Raw genomic sequence first — 17,167 nt, forward strand, 5'->3', positions numbered from 1 at the left:
CGGGCGCGCAGGGTCAGTCGAAAGACTCCGCGAGACGCAGTGCGCGCGCGGTTTCGGCGACATCGTGGACACGGACGTACGACGCGCCTCTCAAAGCCGCGTAGAAATGCGCCGCGACGCTCGGCGCGAGACGGTCGTCCTCCTCCTCCCCCGTCGCACTACCGAGGAAAGACTTACGCGAACAGCCGTACAGGACGGGGTAGCCGAGCGACGCGATCTCGTCGGTGCGACGGAGGAGTTCGAGATCGCCGTCGGTTCCCTTTCCGAAGCCGACACCGGGATCGAGTACTATATCCTCCGCGGAGACTCCTGCACGCCGCGCCTGCAACGCGGTCTCGGAGAGGCGGCGCGCGACATCCGTTACAACGTCGTCGTAGTAGCTCTGTGCGGACGGGTCGACGGGGACGTTTACGGAGTCCATGGCGACGACCTTGCATCCGGCTTCCGCCGCGACGCGCCGTGTCTCGGGGTCGGCGAGTCCCGTGACGTCGTTGAGTATCTCCGCACCCGCTTCGAGCGCCTCGCGTGCCACCTCCGGCTTCCGTGTGTCGACAGAGACGGTCAGGTCGTCGGCGATACGTTCGACAACCGGCAGGACACGGTCGAGTTCCTCCTCGACAGGTACGGGTTCCGCACCCGGACGCGTCGACTCGCCGCCGATGTCGATTATATCCGCTCCTTCCGCGTTCATCTCGTACGCGCGCTCAACCGCGTCGCCGACCGCGTCGTGCTCGCCGCCGTCGTAGAACGAGTCGGGTGTGACGTTGAGTATACCCATGACGTCCGTCCCGTCTCCCTCCCCGAAGACCTCCTCGAACGGCTTCCTTACCACACCTTCGTCGACGAGAGCACGGTACTCGTCAGGCGTCGCCGTAACGACGGCGTCGACGTACGTATCGGGCGCGTAACGCGAGACGGAGACGGACGCGCCTGTACGTGATGCGGTGCGTTCGAGCGCCAACGCCTCGTTGCGTGTCAGGTCGTGGATACGTACCGTCCTTTCGGGCGTACCGTGGGGTTCGAAGCCCGCGGTTCTGAAGTAGTTTCCGGCGTCTTGCATCCCGTCGAACCTCGCCGCCGTCGTGTCTTCCGTCCAGAGACGACGCGCTTCGGCAACCGTCCACAACGAACCCGCTACCACGACCGCGTCCCCTGCCCCTGCGGCGTCGACTGCGGTTCGTACACCTTCGGCGACACCACAGCACGGCGTAGCTTCCACTCCCTGTCCTTCGAAGACACCGGCGAGCGAATCCGCGTCCTCTGAACGCGCCCTCGACGGTTCGACGGTGTATACGCGATCCGCGCCGGAGAGACACGACGCCATCCCGACGTTGTCCTTGTCCGACATACAGCCGAATACGACGCTGAGTTCGTCGTAGTCGAAGCCGTCGAGAGTCGAGACGAGGGCATCGACCGCCGCTGGGTTGTGCGCCGCATCGAGGACGACAAGGGGTTCGCGCTCTACGACCTCGAAACGTCCGCGCCAGTCGGCGCGCCGTACGCCTTTGCGTATACCGTCGGGGGAGACGCCGAGTTCCTCGGCGACGCCGACGGCTACGGCGACGTTACGCGCCTGATGCTCGCCGAGCAAGGGGGTTCTGAGGTCGTACCTCTCCTCGCCATCTACGACGAGACGCTGTTCGAAGCCGTCGCGTCCGGGGCTCTCAACGTCTATATCCTCGCCGACTGCGCGGAGTTTCGAACCCCGCTCGTCCGTCTTTGAGCGTACGACGTCGAGCGCATCGCCCGTCGCCGCCGTGACGCAGACGCCGTCCTCGGGAACGACACCCGCCACCTCCTCCGCAACCTCGGCTACGGTCTCACCGAGAACGTCCGTGTGTTCGAGAGCGACCGACGTGACGGCGGCGATATCGCTGTCCGCGAGACGCGTGGTGTCGAGTCTTCCGCCGAGACCCACCTCAAGCACAGCGTCATCGACACCACGGCGCGCGAACTCGTCGAGTGCCATCACCGTCGTCGTCTCAAAGAAGGTGGGTGCGTCGCCCTCGGCGATCATCCTTTCGACCGTCGGACGTACGCGTTCGACGAAGCCGCGTATACGTGAACGTCGCGTCTCCGTTCCGTCCACACGGACGCGCTCGCCCAGACGGTACATATGCGGCGACGTGTACAGACCCGTCGAACGACCGTCGTGACGGAGGCATGATTCGACCGTACGTGCGACGCTACCCTTTCCGTTGCTACCGCCGACGGTGACGGTATCGAGAGAAACGTGCGGCTTTCCGACGGCGTCGAGAAGGCGGCGTGTCCTTCCGAAGCCCTCCTTTACGCCGAACCGCCGCAGGTCGTCGAGGTACTCGACCGCCTCGCGTGGTTCCATCGTCCGTCTTAGGCGCGTACCCCGGTTAAGCGTGACGACGCGTCAGTGCTTGAAACAACGTTCCCCCGTGAACGCCATCGCTATACCGTGTTCGTCGCACGCCTCTATGACCTCGTCATCGCGTTTCGAACCGCCCGGCTGGACGATCGCGCGCACGCCGTTTTCGTCCGCGAGATCTATGTTGTCGCGGAAAGGAAAGAAGGCGTCCGAAGCGAGAACCGAGCCTTCGACCTCCTTCTCCGCCTTGTCGCACGCGAGACGGACGGCGTCGACGCGTGACATCTGTCCCGCACCCACGCCGACTGTCTCGTTCTCACGCGCGAGTACGATGGCGTTCGACCTGACGTGTTTGACGACCGTATAGCCGAACACCATACCCCGAACCTCCTCGTCGGTCGGTTGGCGCTCGGTTACGAAGTCGAGATCGTCACGTGTGACGCGGAGGTCGTCGCGCTCCTGTACGAGCAAGCCTCCTTCGAGGCTCTTGGTCACACGGTCGTCGCGTTCGCCGTCGAGTTCGCCCGTGCGCAGGACGCGTAGACTCCCCTTCTCGTGTAGGATGTCGAGAGCATCTTCTGTGAACGACGGCGCGACGACGACCTCCTTGAACGACCCCGTGATAGCTTCTGCGGTCGCCGCGTCGCACCCTCGGTTGAGAGCAACGATACCGCCGAACGCGCTCATCTCGTCTGTCGCAAGCGCGCGGTCGTACGCCTCCGCAACGTCTTCTCCCGTCGCAACGCCGCACGGGTTCGTGTGCTTAACCACGACCACAGCAGGTTCGTCGAACTCACGTACCGCGGCGAGGGCAGAGTCGGCGTCGTTGTAGTTGTTGAAAGACATACCCTTACCGCCCGCTCCGACCTCCTCTGCGTCGACGACGGAACCGCCCTCGAAGCCTCCGTCGCGGTAGACGGCGGCGTTCTGGTGCGGGTTCTCGCCGTAACGGAGCGTTTCAGCCTTGTCGAACGCCTCGAAACGACCTTCGCCGAACGTACCCTCGTCGTAGACGACGTTTCCGTCGTCTATACTCGCGTCCGGATACAGACGGACGGCGCGCGCGTACGCCGACCTTTGGGCACGACGGACGCGATCGCGTAACGAACCGCGGTCGTCGTCGGGACGTACACGGACGGGTTCCTGTGTCAGCACGGGACCTTCTCCTATCTCGTCCGTCACGAAATGCACCGTCGCACCCGTCACCTCAACGCCCGCTTCGAGCGCCGACCCCCACGGATCGGTGGTGTTGAACGAAGGAAGGAGCGAGGGATGCGACGAGACGATACTGTCCGCGAACCCGTCGACGAAGCCGTCGGACAGTATAGGCATGTAGCCGTCGAGAGCGACGAGGTCAGCGTCGACCGAACGTACGGCGTCGGCGATACGTTCCTCGTGTTCGCGTTTGTCGCCCTCGCGTTCGATACGTTCCGTCTCTATCCCTACCCTTTCCGCCTCTTCGAGAACCGGCGCGTCACGGTCGCTCACGACGACCTCTACCTCCGCGTCTACAACGCCTTTCTCCGCCTTACGGTGTAACGACAGAAGCAGGTCGCCCTCGCCTGATGAAAGACCGGCTATTCTGAGGGTCATGGTGAAGCGTGCGCCGCTGTAGACTAAACGTCTTCGTCTTTGCGTAGCGCCTGGGGAAGAGCCTCGACGAGGTCGGTCGCCGTTATACCGTAGCCCTTCTCTTCGACTACGGCGTCGCCCGCGCGTCCGTTTGCGAAGGCGGCGATACACGCCGCGTCGAAGCATCCGAGACGTGCCGAGAGGGCACCGCAGACGCCCGCAAGAACGTCGCCCGTGCCGCCGACGGTCATACCCGGGTTGCCGGTGCGCGACGCGCGTGTCTCACTGCCGTCGGAGACTACGTCGTACCTACCTTTCAGGAGCGTTACGACGCCTTTCTCCTCCGCGAACCTCTCGACCACAGGGCGACGTTCACGCCAGCCGTCGGGTACGCCGTCGACGTGGTGCGCGAGTTCGCCCGCGTGCGGGGTTGCGATAACCTCGGCGTCTTCGTCTACCGTATCGATCTTCCGTAACGCGTCGGCGTCGACCACGGCGTTATCGAGGCGTGGTAGTAGTTCGCCGACAGCGTCGAGCGTCTCGTCCGCCGAACCCAACCCCGGTCCTACGACGACCGTATCCGCGTCCTCCGCACGTTCGGCTACACCGTCGACGTGCCGCGGTTTAAGGTGGTCGCCGTCGAGTGCCGACGTTATCAGGTCGGGCGAGTACGACGCCACCGCATCCGCGGCGCGTTCGGGCGCGACGACCTCGACTAGATCCGCACCGGCGCGTAACGTCGCGCGTGCGGTCAGCCCGGGCGCGCCCGTGTACGGTCCGCCGCCGACAACGAGGACACGTCCGTGGTCGCCCTTGTGGGCGTCGGGCATCCGTTGTAGTAGCCAGAGGTCGCCCTGTCCGACGAGCTCCTCTGCCGAGTCGGGTATGCCAATATCCGCGACGACCACGCGTGCGTCGAGAGCGCCGTGGACGCGTTTCTCGTCGTGGAACGTCACGACGGCGTCGGCGTCGACGTACCCCCCTGACGGCTCCTCAACGTCGGGATCTACCCCTGAGGGAACATCGGCGGATACGACGCGCGCGTCCGAACCGTTGACGGTTTCGACCGCCGAGGCGACGGGTTCGCGTAACCCTCCCGACACACCGACGCCGAGCATACCGTCAACTACCACGTCGACGTCGAAGTTTAGGTCGTCGAGCGCCGTCGAGTCACGTAGTTCGACGAGGTTTGCCTCCGACCGTTCGAGTATCCTCCAGCTCTCGGACGCCTCCTGTGACCGGATTCTCGAAGACCTGCCGAGTAAGACGGTCGTCACGTCCGCGACGTTCGACAGGAAACGCGCCGCTACGAGGGCGTCGCCGCCGTTGTTTCCCGTACCTGCTAGAACGACTGCGTCGTCAGGATCTTCGCGTTTCGCCTCGCGTCCGAGCGCCGCGCCCGCGTTCTCCATGAGACGGTCGGGCGAGACGCCGAGAGCCGATGCGTTCCGGTCTACGACAGCCATACGTTGGGACGTAATCATACACGGAGTTCGACCGAAAGCCGAAAAAAGGTTGTCGAACCGTCGCGTACCCCATCCATGGACGACCTGTCAAAGGTGCGCACGGTCGCCGACTACCAGTTCGGACGCGGCGCGGGCGATGCCCTGTTCCCCGACGACGCCGAGTTCAGGAACACGCGCACCGGACGTGTCTCACAGGTTCTGCACGACGGAGGGCGTCTGGCTACGTTAAAGACGGACGGACGTCTGACCCTCAGCGACACCGCCGGCGAACGTCTCCACCAAGCCTTCGAACCGCCGCGCGGACGCGTCGAGTTCGGCGACGAAAGCGTACCTTACCTCCGCGACGGAAAAAACGGGTTCGCCAAGTTCGTCGAACGCGTCGACGACGACGTACGCGCGGGCGACGAGGTTCTCGTCACGGGACCCGACGACGAGTTCGTGACCACGGGACGCGCCGAACTCTGCGCCGACGAGATGCGTGACTTTGGGACGGGCGTCGCTGTTCTGGTACGTTGATAGGAAAGATTAATGCGGGCTTAACCTATCTGTCTCCGTAGATGAGCGACGAGGACAGGCTGGACGAGACGGTTGTCTACGAGATACTCAGTAGCGAACGCCGCCGTCACACTATCGACTACCTGCGCGCCAACGAGGACGGCGTTGAGGTCAACGATATCGCCGAGTATATCGCCCGAAAGGAAACGGGTGAGTCTCCGCCGCCCAAGGACGCGCGTAAGACCGTCTACGTCTCTCTCCATCAGACGCATCTGCCCAAGATGGACGACCTCGACATCCTAAACTACGACACGGACACGAAGGAGGTCACACTCTCCGACAGCTTCCGCGATGTCGCCGTCTACATGGAGGTTGTCCCCGGCACCGAGATCTCTTGGAGCGAGTACTACCTCGCAGTCGGTCTCGTGGGTCTCGCAACCGTCTTCGCGCATACCACGGGCGCACCGCTCATAGCCGACATCGGCGTCGAGTACTGGGCTGTCCTCTACCTTCTCGTCGTCTCCGCCTCCGCCCTGTACCAGACCTTCACACGCCGGTTACTCTGACCACAAGAGGTATATTAGAAGGTCGACAGTTCCCAAGGGATGGGAAACGACGAAGGGGACGCGGTCGAATCCTTGAAACGTCTCGGTCTTTCGGAGTACGAATCAAAGGTGTTTATCGCGTTACAGCGCCTCGGCGTTGCCACCGCGCGCGATGTCTACAGACATACCGACGTGCCGCGTTCACAGGTCTACGGAGCCGCGGAGACGCTTGAGGATCGGGGTCTGGTCGAGGTACAGCAGTCGAAGCCGATGGAGTACCGACCCGTGACGCTCGAAGAGGCGCGCGGACGCCTACAGGAGCGTTTCGTTCAGGAGACGGATCGTGCGTTCGACTACCTACAGAAGGAGCGTGCACGGTCTTCCCAACACGACGAGGAGCGCGAGGACTTCTGGACGGTCAAGGGCGGCGACAACATCGACTCGCGCGTAACCAGCCTTCTTGACGAGGCGGACAGACGCGTCGTCTTCATGACCACGGACGCCGAACTCGTTACCGACGGTCTTAAGCAACGTCTCATCGAACTCGGCGGTGACCTCGATGTCTACGTCATAAGCAAGGATACACGCCTCCTCGCCGACTTTGAGGACGCCTGCGAGGTCTCGGAGATAGAGACACCCGAAAAAGCCGTCCGTGAGGACAGAGGCGGACGTTTCGTGATGGTCGACGCCGACACAGTCCTTCTCACCGTCCTCGACGAAGAAGGTGTCGGCGAGACGGCTGTCTGGAGCGCCGAGACGGGCTTCGCGTCGGCGCTCGCGCAGATATCCGAGGGATGGCTCGGCGACGAGATTCAGCCCTGAAACGCGGCGCGTACCTTCTCACCAGCGTTCTCGACGGGTTCACCGTGTCCGACGTAAGCCGTCCGGTCGTTGAGAACCTCCCCAAGCTGTTCCGCGGTACGGCGCTCCTCCGTCGTGTCGTAACACATGTACGAGGGCATCGTACCGACGGTACCTCCCGACTCGCGGAACGCGTCGCCCACGAAAGCCGCCTCGTCGCTCAGGTAGGAGACGTGACCCGGTGTATGCCCCGGTGTCTCATAGACCTCAAAACCCGCGACCTCGTCGCCCTCCTCGACGCGTTCGACCTGCGTTTCGGGTGTCGGTATACCGACGCCGACCGCGCGCTGAAACGCGCCTTTGGCGTTCCGGAGAGGTGGCTTCGCCTCACCCGCGAGGAACGACGCATCGGGTTCCGCGGCGTATACGGGCGCGTCAAGCCCCGCCTTCTCAAGAGACGCAAGACCGCCGACGTGATCGAGGTCGTAATGCGTGACAAGGACGCGGTCTATGTCGCCCAACGCGTACCCCGCGTCCTCTACGGCTTCGCGCACCGACGACGCGCTCCACGTCCACCCGGCGTCGACGAGCGTCTCGCCATCAGCGACGTACGCGTTCGTTCCGAGCAGATCGATACGTACGATTTCCATGGTTAGGGAAGCACCCGCGACGACTTCGTTCTTACGCGGTCTTTATGTGACAGGGGCGCAACCTCAAACCATGGAAGAGGTACTGTTCGAAACCGAAACCGTACACGACCGCGGCGAGATAGCCGACTACCTCGAACAGGTCGCCGACAACCTCCGGCACGGAACCGTCACTCTCGTCTCGGGCGGGGACGAGATAACCGTCGAACCCCCGGAGAAGGCGACGTTCGAGGTCAAGGTAGAGCGCGAGACGAACGGAGACGAGGAGATGAGCGTTGAGTTCGAGGTCGAATGGGACGTTGACGGGGGCGACGACCAACCCCTCTCGGTAGAGTAGCCGCCAAGCTTTATGCCGTCGGCGGAAGAAGGACGTTCATGAGACACGGAACGGGTAATGAACCCCATTTCGACTGGGCGCTTGACGAAGGCGACCGCGGACGTGAGGTATGGTACAGCCTCGTCACGCATCCGGAGCGCCGACTCGCTTTCTGGTACAGGTACACGCTCCTTTCGACCGATTCGGGTCACCAAGAGGCGCGTCTCTGGGCGGGGCTGACACGCGACGATGGCGACGACTTCCTGACCACACGTCGGTATCCTCTCGCCGACGCCGTACTTGACGAGCCTTTCGCGCTCTCGTTCGGCGACGCGCGTCTCACCGACGAGTCGGCGCGCGGCGCTCTCGAAACAGATGTCGCAGATGTTTCTTGGAGCTTCGAGTACGACAACGACGACGTGACGTTCACGCCTCTTAGGAGCGAGAAGCTAACCGATCTCGCAGAGAGGTTCCTCGGCTCCGGGCGGCACTGGAGCGCCAACCAGTCTGTGGCGATGGACGGAACGCTGGAAGTAGACGGCACGATGTACGGCTTCGACGAAGCGCCGGGTCATCAGGGGCATACGGTCGGCGAGACCTCCCCCGACGGCTGGTCGTGGCTTCACTCCAACTCCTTCGACGAGGACGCCGTGATCGAGATACTCAACGTCGAGGGTAAGACCTCTGTCTGCTTCCGCCTCGACGGTGACGTCTACACCCTCAACCGTCTCAAGGACGTGGTGGGTCCTCTCGCCAACGAGACGATCGAGAATCAGCCCGGTAGCTGGAGGGTGCGCGCCAAGGGCGAGGGTGTCAGGCTCGATATACGTGTGTCCGTTGAGGACGACGGCAAGTGGCGGAAGGCGGCTTACCTCACACCCGACGATACGTCGAGATACGTCGCTCACTCTTCGCTCTCGAACGTCGAGGTCGTCTACCGCCTCCGCGACGGCGACGGCTGGACGGATCGGCGCACGCTCGAATCCGACGCCGGGCGCTCCGAATGGGCTGGAAAGACACCGCCCGTCGGCGAGGCGGAGGAGTACACGCCCCAGGAGTTCGCGTAGACTCAGAGGCGGTCGAAGAACCCGTCGACCGTCTCAGCCCCGGAGACTCTGCAGGGTAAACCACACTGCGGCAACCGCGGCACCCGCGCCTATCAGAACCAGGATGGCTAACTCAGGGTCGTTCCAGAACCAGTCCAAGAACACCCCACCGATGACGGCGACGACAAAGACGGTGGCTCCCACTACGGTGCCGAGGGACGACGTATCGCGTCCAAGTATAGATTCCATAAATGTATACACGTTCACCGCGGCATAAAATCCATGGTCACACGGGAACCGCCCCGGTAGCTGTATATCGTCAAGCCCCCTGTCAGCCATCCGGTTGCGCGCGCCGTGGACGCGCCTGTACCGTCGGTCTCGTATCAGCGCGGGACGGTCGTCAGTAATCGTTCTTCTGCGCGTCGACCGTCGCCACGGCGGCGAGGTTCACGATGTCCTTAACCTCGTCACCGCGCTGGAGTACGTGGACGGGCTTGTCCATACCGACGAGCATCGGTCCTATTGCCTCCGCGCCGCCGAGGCGCTGGAGGAGCTTGTAGCCTATGTTACCGGATTCGAGGTTGGGGAATATGAGGACGTTCGCTGGTTCACTAAGCTCCGCGAAGTCGTAGGTTCCTTTGAGTATGTCCTCGACGACCGCCGTGTCAGCCTGCATCTCACCGTCGACCTCGAAGTCGACACCGTCCTCGCGTAGGAACCGCGCCGCCTCACGTGGCTGTGCGGTCGCCTCGTTCTCGACGCTACCGAAGTTGGAGTACGAGAGCATCGCAACACGCGGTTCGACGTTAAAACGCCGCGCGAGTTCCGCCGTGTGCTCGGCGATCTCGGCGAGTCCGTTGGCGTCTGGCGAGAAGTTAACCGTCGTGTCCGCGACGAAAAGGACGCGGTTCTCAAACGTCAGTAGGTAGACGCCCGCGGCGTGTTTTGCCTCCTCCGCGGTGCCGATGACCTCCAGAGGCGGACGCAGTGCGCTCGGATAATGGTGGCTCAGACCCGTCAGGAGTGCGTCGGCGTCACCGCATTCGACCATCACGCTACCGAAGTAGTTGCTGTCCTCAAGGAGTTCGCTCGCCTCACTCCTCGTCACGCCCTTGCGCCGCCTCTTCTCGTACAAAGTCTCGGCGTAACGGTCGTACTCACCTGCGTCGGGGTCGACTATGTCGGGTTCAAAGTTCAAGCCGAGATCCGCCGCCTTCTGTACGACCTCCTTCTTGTCGCCTATCAGGACGGGTTCGGCTATCTTCTGATCCTGCATCTGGTACGCGGCGCGTATCATCTTCTCGTCCTCGCCGTCGGCGAGGGCGACGCGTTTGGGGTCGCTCTTAGCCTTGTTGAGGACGACGCGCATCATCTCGCGCGACTTGCCGAGACGCGCTTCGAGTTCCTCGACGTACTCCTCCTCGTCGACCTCTATACGCGCCGCGCCGCTCTCCGACGCCGCACGTGCCACCGCAGGCGCGACACGGAAAAGTACGCGCGGATCCAACGGCTTGGGTATGATGTAGTCGGGACCGAACCGCAGGGGTTCGTCGCCGTACGCCTTGACGACCGCATCCGGAACGTCCTCCTTGGCGAGTTCGGCGAGCGCCTCCGCCGCCGCGACCTTCATATCCTCGTTTATCTCACGCGCCCGTACGTCGAGAGCGCCGCGGAAGATGAAAGGAAATCCGAGGACGTTGTTAACCTGGTTCGGATAGTCGGAACGTCCCGTCGCGGCGATAACCGTGTCGTCACGCGCTTCCTTCACCTCCTCGTACCCTATCTCCGGGTCGGGGTTCGCCATAGCGAAGACGATAGGGTCGTCGTCCATAGACGCGACCATATCCTGAGAGACGATACCTCCGACGGATAGACCCACGAAGACGTCCGCCCCGTCCATCGCGTCGGCGAGATCGCCCTTGGGAGCGTCGGAGGCGAACCGTCTCTTGTACTCGTTGAGGTCGTCCTCCTCCGCGCGCCTCTCGGTTATGACACCCGACGAGTCGCACATCGTGATACTGTCGCGTTCGACGCCGAGGGAGACGTAGAACTCGGCGCATGCGACCGCCGAAGCGCCCGCACCCGAAAAGACGACATCGATCTCGTCGAGTTCCTTGTCCGATATCTCACACGCGTTGAGCAACGCCGCGCCGCTGATAATCGCCGTCCCGTGCTGGTCGTCGTGGAAGACGGGTATGTCCATCGACTCGCGCAGGCGCTCCTCTATCTCGAAGCATTCGGGAGCCTTTATGTCCTCAAGGTTGACACCGCCGAACGTGGGTTCCATAGCGTCGACCGTACGAACCACCTCGTCGGCACCGTCCTGATCGAGTTCGATGTCGAAGACGTCGATATCCGCGAAACGTTTGAACAGGACGCCCTTGCCTTCCATGACGGGCTTCGAAGCCTGCGCGCCTATGTCGCCCAAGCCGAGTACGGCGCTACCGTTTGAGACGACAGCGACGAGGTTAGCCTTCGCTGTATACGTGTACGCCTCGTCGGGGTCGTCGTCTATCTCACGACACGGCGCGGCTACTCCCGGCGAGTACGCGAGACTGATGTCGCGCTGTGTCTGTGTCGGCTTCGTCGTCGATATACGTATCTTACCCGGTGGAGGTCGGCGATGGTAGTCGAGAGAGTCTTCGTCAAGCCCCATGTCAGAAAACTCATACGCCGACACGATAAAGGTTTACGTCGCTCCCCGGTTCCGGATTCGACGCGCGTCGAACCGGCGATCAGACGAGACGACGGTGTTCGACCTTTATGCAACGATCCTCGACGACACGGACGCCCGCATACTCGGCACGGTCGGTCGCCTCGCGGTTCCTTATACCCGTCTGTGTCCAGAGAACGTCTACGTCGCCGCGCTCAACCACGTCGTTCACGATACCGTCGACCTCTTCGCTCGGTCGGAATACGTCGACGATACCGACCTCGCCCGGAACGTCGAGCAGGCTGTCGTACGCCTTGCGTCCGAATACCTCGTCGGCGTACGGGTTGACGGGAACGACGTCGTAGCCGTTTTCGACGAGGTAACGTGGTACGTCGTGCGCCGCCTTTCCGGGCGTCGTCGAGCATCCGACGACGGCTACCGTGTCGGTACCGAGGATCCCGCGTATCTCTTCTTCGTCGGTTACGGGCATGGCGGGTATACGGTGTCGTGAGCAAAAACCCATCGGCGGGTCGCTACCGTTAAGGTATCGCCCGCGCTGTTTCGTCGTATGCTTGAGGAGTACTGGGGCGTTGGACCCAAGACGCGTGACCTGCTCGCCGACTCGTTGGGCGAGGAAGACGCTGTGGAGGCGATAGAGAGAAGCGACGTACGAAGACTCGTCGATGCGGGTCTACCACGCGGACGCGCTACGCGTATCGTACGCCGCGCAAAGGGCGGCGAAGGTCTCGACGTACTCACAACCCGCGACAGCCGCGACGTTTACAAGAGCCTTCTCGAACGTATCGGCGACCACGCCGTCACCGACGAAGCGGCGGATCGCGTTACGGTCATGACGCCTTTTACAGAGACGGAGAAGGCGGAAAGACGTCTCGGACGTGTCGAGGAGGCGCGCGACGCCGTCGAAGCCCACGGCGAAGAACTCGTCGGAGCCTTCGAGGGCTACGACGAAACCGACCGCGCACGCGTCGAGACGGCGCTCCGTCTACGTGAAGCCGGCGTCGGCGATATATTCGACGGTGTCGCAAGCCTCGACGAGGGGGCGCTACGCGACGCAGTCGAAGCACTCGGAAGCCTCGACGGCGAAGACGGTACCGTCGCACGCGGTGCCGACGACGATCTTGACACGCTCCGCGACAGGCTCGAAGCGGTGCGCGAACTCGAAGACGAGGCGCTCGACTTCGCGGAGCGTCTGAGCACCGAGGCTCTCGATGCCGACGAACTCCGTGAGGGCTTCGTCGATCACGTTGTGACGGAGGCGGATGTGACATACGAACGCGCACGCGACGCCGTCGAGACAGAAGCACTCGACGCAACCGACTTCGTGACGGGTTCGTTACGTAACCTACTCGACTCGGTACGTGGCGATGTCGAAGGCCGCGAGGAACAGGTCGCCGGACGCCTCCGCGAAGCAGTTGAGGAGAACCGCGACGCCGTCGAAGAGGCTTCGGAGGTCGTACGTGAGGTCGCCTTCGTCGCCTCGCTCGCGCGTTTCGCCGACGCTCACGACATGACCTCTCCTGAGTTCGTGGACGAAGGTGTCGCCGTACGCGGTGCGCGTAACCTCGCGCTCGTCGGGCGTGGCGAGGACGTTCAGCCCGTCGACTACGCCGTCGGAGCCGACGAGGTAGCCGAGGGCGATGTCGCGGTTCTGACGGGTGCGAACAGCGGAGGCAAGACGACCGTACTCGAAACACTCTGCGAGGTCGTCCTGCTCGCGGGGATGGGCGTCCCGGTTCCCGCCGACGAGGCGCGTGTCTCTGTCTTCGACGACGTTGTCTTCCACCGTAGGCATTCGAGCTTCAACGCCGGCGTTCTCGAATCGACGCTCCGTTCCGTCGTTCCGCCCCTAACCGACGGTGACGACGCACTGATGCTCGTGGACGAGTTCGAGGCGATAACGGAGCCGGGAAGCGCCGCCGACCTCCTTCACGGTCTCGTGACACTCACGGTCGACCGCGACGCAGTCGGTGTCTTCGTCACCCATCTCGCCGACGACCTCGAACCCCTCCCCGACGAGGCGCGTGTCGACGGTATCTTCGCCGAGGGTCTTGACGACGAACTCGAACTCGACGTCGACTACCAGCCGCGTTTCGGTACGGTCGGACGGTCGACACCCGAGTTCATCGTATCGCGCCTTATCGCGCGTTCTGACGGGCGCGACGACAGGGCGGGTTACGACGTTCTGGCGCGGTCGGTCGGTGTGGAGAAGGTGCAGAGGACGCTCGACGAGGTTTAGCGTAACCCCTCCCGTCTGTGACAGTGTTCGTCGGCGGTGTCGCGCACCTCGTCTTCCGTAATCTCTCCCTCCTCCGTAACCAACGTGACGAGATCCGGCGCCACGCGCTCGAAGACAGGTACGCGTGCGCCCTCGTAACCGACGTACTCGTTCCGGTAGCCGTCGTCGGGCGACACCTTGTCTGTTGACGCGACGACCAGAAACGGAACGCCGAAACGTTCGGCGGTGAGGGCGACCGCGAGGCTTCCGACCTTGTTAACCACGGCTCCGTCCCTCAGAACGGCGTCCGCGCCGACCACCACGGCGTCGGAGTTACGTACCTCGCCCGCGACGCACGCGTCCGGCACGACGCGGTCGGCGTCGATCTCGTCCGCAAAGACGACGCCCTCACCGCCGGGTAACGACTCGGCGACGGTTACCGACGCGGTCACGTCTCCGAGCGCCTCCGCTACCGTTCCCGAACGCGACAGTGTAACGACACGGTCGGCGTCGTCGAGCCTTTCCGCAACGCCCGACGCGGCGCGTCGGTCGGCGCGGTATCCATCGGCGATAGCCGCGTGCGCCTTCTCCTCTATCCCGTCCGTCGACCCGGCGTCCGCCGCTCGCGCGACGCGGTTACCCACGACAGCCATCGAAGGGCGCGCGTCTATAAGCCTGCGCGCCGCCTCGCACCCCTCACCGAATCCGTCTACCGCCGCCGTGTCGCGCAGAACCTCAAGCGCCCTCGCCGCGACGTACGATGAGCCGTGTACGTCGTCTTCTGCCACCGTCTCTACCGACGGCGCGACGCGCGCGTACGAGTCCCAGAGACGCGGCACCGTATCGCGGCGTAGAATCTCGGTCGGAGCGCACCGGTCGGCACGTTCGGTTTCGTAGTTCGTATCGATGTCACGTGCCTCCGTGTCGTACAGGAACGGGTGGACGCGCCAGTCCCCGTGTTCGCCGTCCTCCACGACGAACGCCTCGCCCCGGCGTACGAACGACGCGTCACGTATACCCGTCTCCTCACGTATCTCACGTTCTGCGTCCTTGCGCTCGTCGTCGCATTCGACGTACCCCGACACGCCGCCCCATCTTCCGGTGTACGAACCCGTCTCGTCGCTCCTCCGTAGAAGGAGGAGTTCGCCCCTACGCGGGTCACGTACGAAACACGTTACGACCTTGTCCATGTCTCCCGTCGTCCCTGCACGGGTAAGACTCTTACCGCCCGCGTCCGTACCCCACCGCATGCAGGTAGCGCTTGTAAGCGACAGTCACGTACCCGAACGCGCCGACGACGTACCCGACGAGGTTCTGAACGCGTGCGAGGACGCGGATATGACCGTCCATGCGGGCGACTTCACCTCCCCCGACGCGTACGAAGCCTTCGATGAGACGGGCGAACTCGTCGCCGTGTACGGTAACATGGACGAGGTTCTCGACCTCCCGCGCGTCGATTCGTTCGCCGCGGGCGGTGTTGGATTCGTCGTCATACACGGAACCGGCTCACTCATAAACTATGAGGAACGCGTCACAGAGACGGCGCGCAACGAGGTCGGCGACGACGCCGTCGCCGTTTCGGGGCACACCCACGAGGTTACGGACGAAACGTACGAAGGCATCCGTATTCTCAACCCGGGTAGCTGTACGGGGGCGATGCCCGCGTCGCGCGCGACCTACATGCTCGTTGAGGTGGAGGGCGGCGGGATAGACGACGTTGAGGTGGTTGAGGTCGGATGAACCTCGGATGGCTCGCGGTTGAAACCAAGTATCTCGGGCGCGCACGGTCGTTCTACACCGACCGCCTCGGTCTCGATCCGGTACGCGAGTCCGAGACGGAGTGCGCGCTCGCCGCAGGTGACACGGAACTCGTCCTCCGTGCGCCGAGTACGGTACCCCGTGGGGGTACGCACGTCCATTACGCGTTCTCGACGCCGCGTGACGACTACGACGGATGGAAGGAGCGTATAGACATCGCCGAGGAACGCGACTTCGGTGGTTACTCGTCGCTCTACTTCTACGACCCGGACGGTCACTGCGTCGAGATAGGTGAGTCGGACGCGTCGGGTGACGGTATCGTCGGTGTCTTCGAGATAGTCTTCGAGGTCGAGGATCTTGACCGCGCCCTCGACTTCTACACCTCGCTCGGCGCGACGGTCACAGACAGGGGCGACGGACGCAGACGCGCGCGTCTCGACGGCGGAGGGTTCGACATCGAACTCTGGGAGCCGGGGTTGGGTATCGCCGACGGACAGGGCGGCGTACATATGGACGTCGGCTTCGAGGTTGACGACATCGGTGGCACGGTTGAAGCCGTCGAGGACGACGCTCTTTCCTCCGAGACGACGCGCGACGGCGTCCGTCTACGCGATCCCGACGGTCACTACGTGACTGTCTACTGACCGCCGCCGCTCTCGTCGCCGACGCCACCGTATACATCGCCGCGTCCGTCTAACGTACTCTCGACGTACTTTGCGACTATATCTACCTCGAAGTTGACCGGATCGCCCGACCCCTTCTCCGAGAAGTTGGTAACGCTATACGTCTCAGGAACGACCGCGACGGTGAACTCGCCGCCGTCGAGTTCGGCGACCGTAAGGGAAACGCCGTCGAGCGTCACGGAGCCTTTTCCGACGACGTACCTCTCGAAGCCTTCGGGCACCTCAAAGACGTACTCCCAGTCCTCTCCTATCCGACGCGTATCCACCACACGCGTCGTCGTGTCGACGTGTCCCTGAACTATATGTCCGTCGAACCTACCGTCGGCGCGCATCGCGCGTTCGAGGTTTACCTCGTCGCCCTCGTCGAGTTCGCCGAGCCATGTCTTGTCGAGCGTCTCCTCTGCGACGAAGACATCGAAGCCTTCGTCGTCCGTGCTCTCGGCTGTTAGGCACGCGCCGTTGACGGCTACCGAACCGCCGCGGTCGGGTACAAACGACGCTTCTAACCGCATACGGACGCCGTCCTCGTCGGTCTCGATCCCATCGATGCGTCCCGTCTCCTCGACGATGCCCGTGAACATGTATGGAATAGACGTTACACCGTCGAAAGC

At 63.3% G+C, this 17,167-nt stretch carries 17 protein-coding genes; 8 read left to right on the forward strand and 9 right to left on the reverse strand.

The annotated features are described in order from the left end of the window. Window positions 1-13: 13 nt before the first annotated feature. Genes folP through EGH25_RS02245 form a run of 3 tightly spaced genes read right to left on the reverse strand, consistent with a single transcriptional unit; the run spans window position 14 to window position 5,394 of the window. Complete coding sequence (gene folP, locus EGH25_RS02235; RefSeq protein ID WP_266085862.1) at window positions 14-2,341, reverse strand: dihydropteroate synthase; 2,328 nt, start codon at window positions 2,339-2,341, stop codon at window positions 14-16. Between the two features lie 42 nt (window positions 2,342-2,383). Next, window positions 2,384-3,931 (reverse strand): bifunctional phosphoribosylaminoimidazolecarboxamide formyltransferase/IMP cyclohydrolase, encoded by a 1,548-nt coding sequence (purH, locus tag EGH25_RS02240; protein ID WP_266085864.1) that lies wholly within the window; start codon window positions 3,929-3,931, stop codon window positions 2,384-2,386. 23 nt (window positions 3,932-3,954) lie between these two features. Next, window positions 3,955-5,394, reverse strand: a complete 1,440-nt coding sequence (locus EGH25_RS02245; RefSeq protein ID WP_266085866.1) for an NAD(P)H-hydrate dehydratase — start codon at window positions 5,392-5,394, stop codon at window positions 3,955-3,957. Window positions 5,395-5,451: 57 nt separating this feature from the next. Here EGH25_RS02245 and EGH25_RS02250 point away from each other — a divergent pair, with 57 nt between their 5' ends. From EGH25_RS02250 to EGH25_RS02260, 3 genes are read left to right on the forward strand one after another with little or no spacing between them, the layout of a single operon-like run. Then, window positions 5,452-5,892 carry a PUA domain-containing protein gene (locus tag EGH25_RS02250; protein WP_266085868.1) on the forward strand — a complete coding sequence of 147 codons (441 nt, stop codon included), beginning with the start codon at window positions 5,452-5,454 and terminating at the stop codon, window positions 5,890-5,892. Window positions 5,893-5,933: 41 nt separating this feature from the next. Beyond that, window positions 5,934-6,437 carry a DUF7344 domain-containing protein gene (locus tag EGH25_RS02255; RefSeq protein WP_266085870.1) on the forward strand — a complete coding sequence of 168 codons (504 nt, stop codon included), beginning with the start codon at window positions 5,934-5,936 and terminating at the stop codon, window positions 6,435-6,437. Between the two features lie 39 nt (window positions 6,438-6,476). Continuing rightward, the gene (locus tag EGH25_RS02260) at window positions 6,477-7,238 is read left to right on the forward strand and encodes a TrmB family transcriptional regulator (RefSeq protein ID WP_266085872.1); all 762 of its coding nucleotides are present in this window, start codon (window positions 6,477-6,479) and stop codon (window positions 7,236-7,238) included. Here EGH25_RS02260 and EGH25_RS02265 read toward each other — a convergent pair. Next, complete coding sequence (locus tag EGH25_RS02265; RefSeq protein ID WP_266085873.1) at window positions 7,229-7,867, reverse strand: MBL fold metallo-hydrolase; 639 nt, start codon at window positions 7,865-7,867, stop codon at window positions 7,229-7,231. The two genes, EGH25_RS02260 and EGH25_RS02265, sit on opposite strands and share 10 nt — an antisense overlap. A 70-nt stretch (window positions 7,868-7,937) precedes the next feature. Between EGH25_RS02265 and EGH25_RS02270 the strand changes: the two genes are divergently transcribed. Then, window positions 7,938-8,201, forward strand: a complete 264-nt coding sequence (locus EGH25_RS02270) for an amphi-Trp domain-containing protein (RefSeq protein WP_266085874.1) — start codon at window positions 7,938-7,940, stop codon at window positions 8,199-8,201. A gap of 38 nt (window positions 8,202-8,239) precedes the next feature. Beyond that, window positions 8,240-9,247, forward strand: coding sequence for a hypothetical protein (locus EGH25_RS02275; protein ID WP_266085876.1), 1,008 nt, complete (start codon window positions 8,240-8,242; stop codon window positions 9,245-9,247). Between the two features lie 33 nt (window positions 9,248-9,280). Here EGH25_RS02275 and EGH25_RS02280 read toward each other — a convergent pair whose 3' ends face one another. The 3 genes from EGH25_RS02280 to EGH25_RS02290 form a co-directional block, all read right to left on the reverse strand. Then, complete coding sequence (locus tag EGH25_RS02280; protein WP_266085878.1) at window positions 9,281-9,475, reverse strand: multidrug transporter; 195 nt, start codon at window positions 9,473-9,475, stop codon at window positions 9,281-9,283. A 151-nt stretch (window positions 9,476-9,626) separates the two neighbouring features. Then, window positions 9,627-11,882, reverse strand: a complete 2,256-nt coding sequence (locus tag EGH25_RS02285) for an NADP-dependent malic enzyme (RefSeq protein ID WP_266085880.1) — start codon at window positions 11,880-11,882, stop codon at window positions 9,627-9,629. Window positions 11,883-11,961: 79 nt separating this feature from the next. Beyond that, window positions 11,962-12,369, reverse strand: a complete 408-nt coding sequence (locus tag EGH25_RS02290) for a CoA-binding protein (protein ID WP_266085881.1) — start codon at window positions 12,367-12,369, stop codon at window positions 11,962-11,964. A gap of 78 nt (window positions 12,370-12,447) precedes the next feature. Here EGH25_RS02290 and EGH25_RS02295 point away from each other — a divergent pair, with 78 nt between their 5' ends. Continuing rightward, complete coding sequence (locus tag EGH25_RS02295; protein WP_266085882.1) at window positions 12,448-14,136, forward strand: MutS-related protein; 1,689 nt, start codon at window positions 12,448-12,450, stop codon at window positions 14,134-14,136. On the opposite strand, the gene EGH25_RS02300 is transcribed toward EGH25_RS02295, so the two are convergent. Continuing rightward, the gene (locus EGH25_RS02300) at window positions 14,133-15,305 is read right to left on the reverse strand and encodes an NUDIX domain-containing protein (RefSeq protein WP_266085883.1); all 1,173 of its coding nucleotides are present in this window, start codon (window positions 15,303-15,305) and stop codon (window positions 14,133-14,135) included. The two genes, EGH25_RS02295 and EGH25_RS02300, sit on opposite strands and share 4 nt — an antisense overlap. Before the next feature lie 58 nt (window positions 15,306-15,363). Between EGH25_RS02300 and EGH25_RS02305 the strand changes: the two genes are divergently transcribed. Then, complete coding sequence (locus tag EGH25_RS02305; protein WP_266085884.1) at window positions 15,364-15,855, forward strand: YfcE family phosphodiesterase; 492 nt, start codon at window positions 15,364-15,366, stop codon at window positions 15,853-15,855. Next, entirely contained in the window at window positions 15,852-16,517 is a 666-nt protein-coding gene (locus EGH25_RS02310; RefSeq protein ID WP_266085885.1) for a VOC family protein, read from the forward strand. Before EGH25_RS02305 ends, EGH25_RS02310 begins: the two co-directional genes overlap by 4 nt. Here the strand turns inward: EGH25_RS02310 and EGH25_RS02315 are convergent. Beyond that, on the reverse strand, window positions 16,511-17,137 hold the full coding sequence (locus tag EGH25_RS02315; protein WP_266085886.1) for a riboflavin synthase: 627 nt from the start codon (window positions 17,135-17,137) through the stop codon (window positions 16,511-16,513). The genes EGH25_RS02310 and EGH25_RS02315 overlap by 7 nt on opposite strands. Window positions 17,138-17,167 lie beyond the last annotated feature (30 nt).

Origin of the sequence: Halorutilus salinus (assembly GCF_026242195.1) — an archaeon.
Classification (GTDB): Archaea; Halobacteriota; Halobacteria; order Halobacteriales; family Halorutilaceae; genus Halorutilus; species Halorutilus salinus.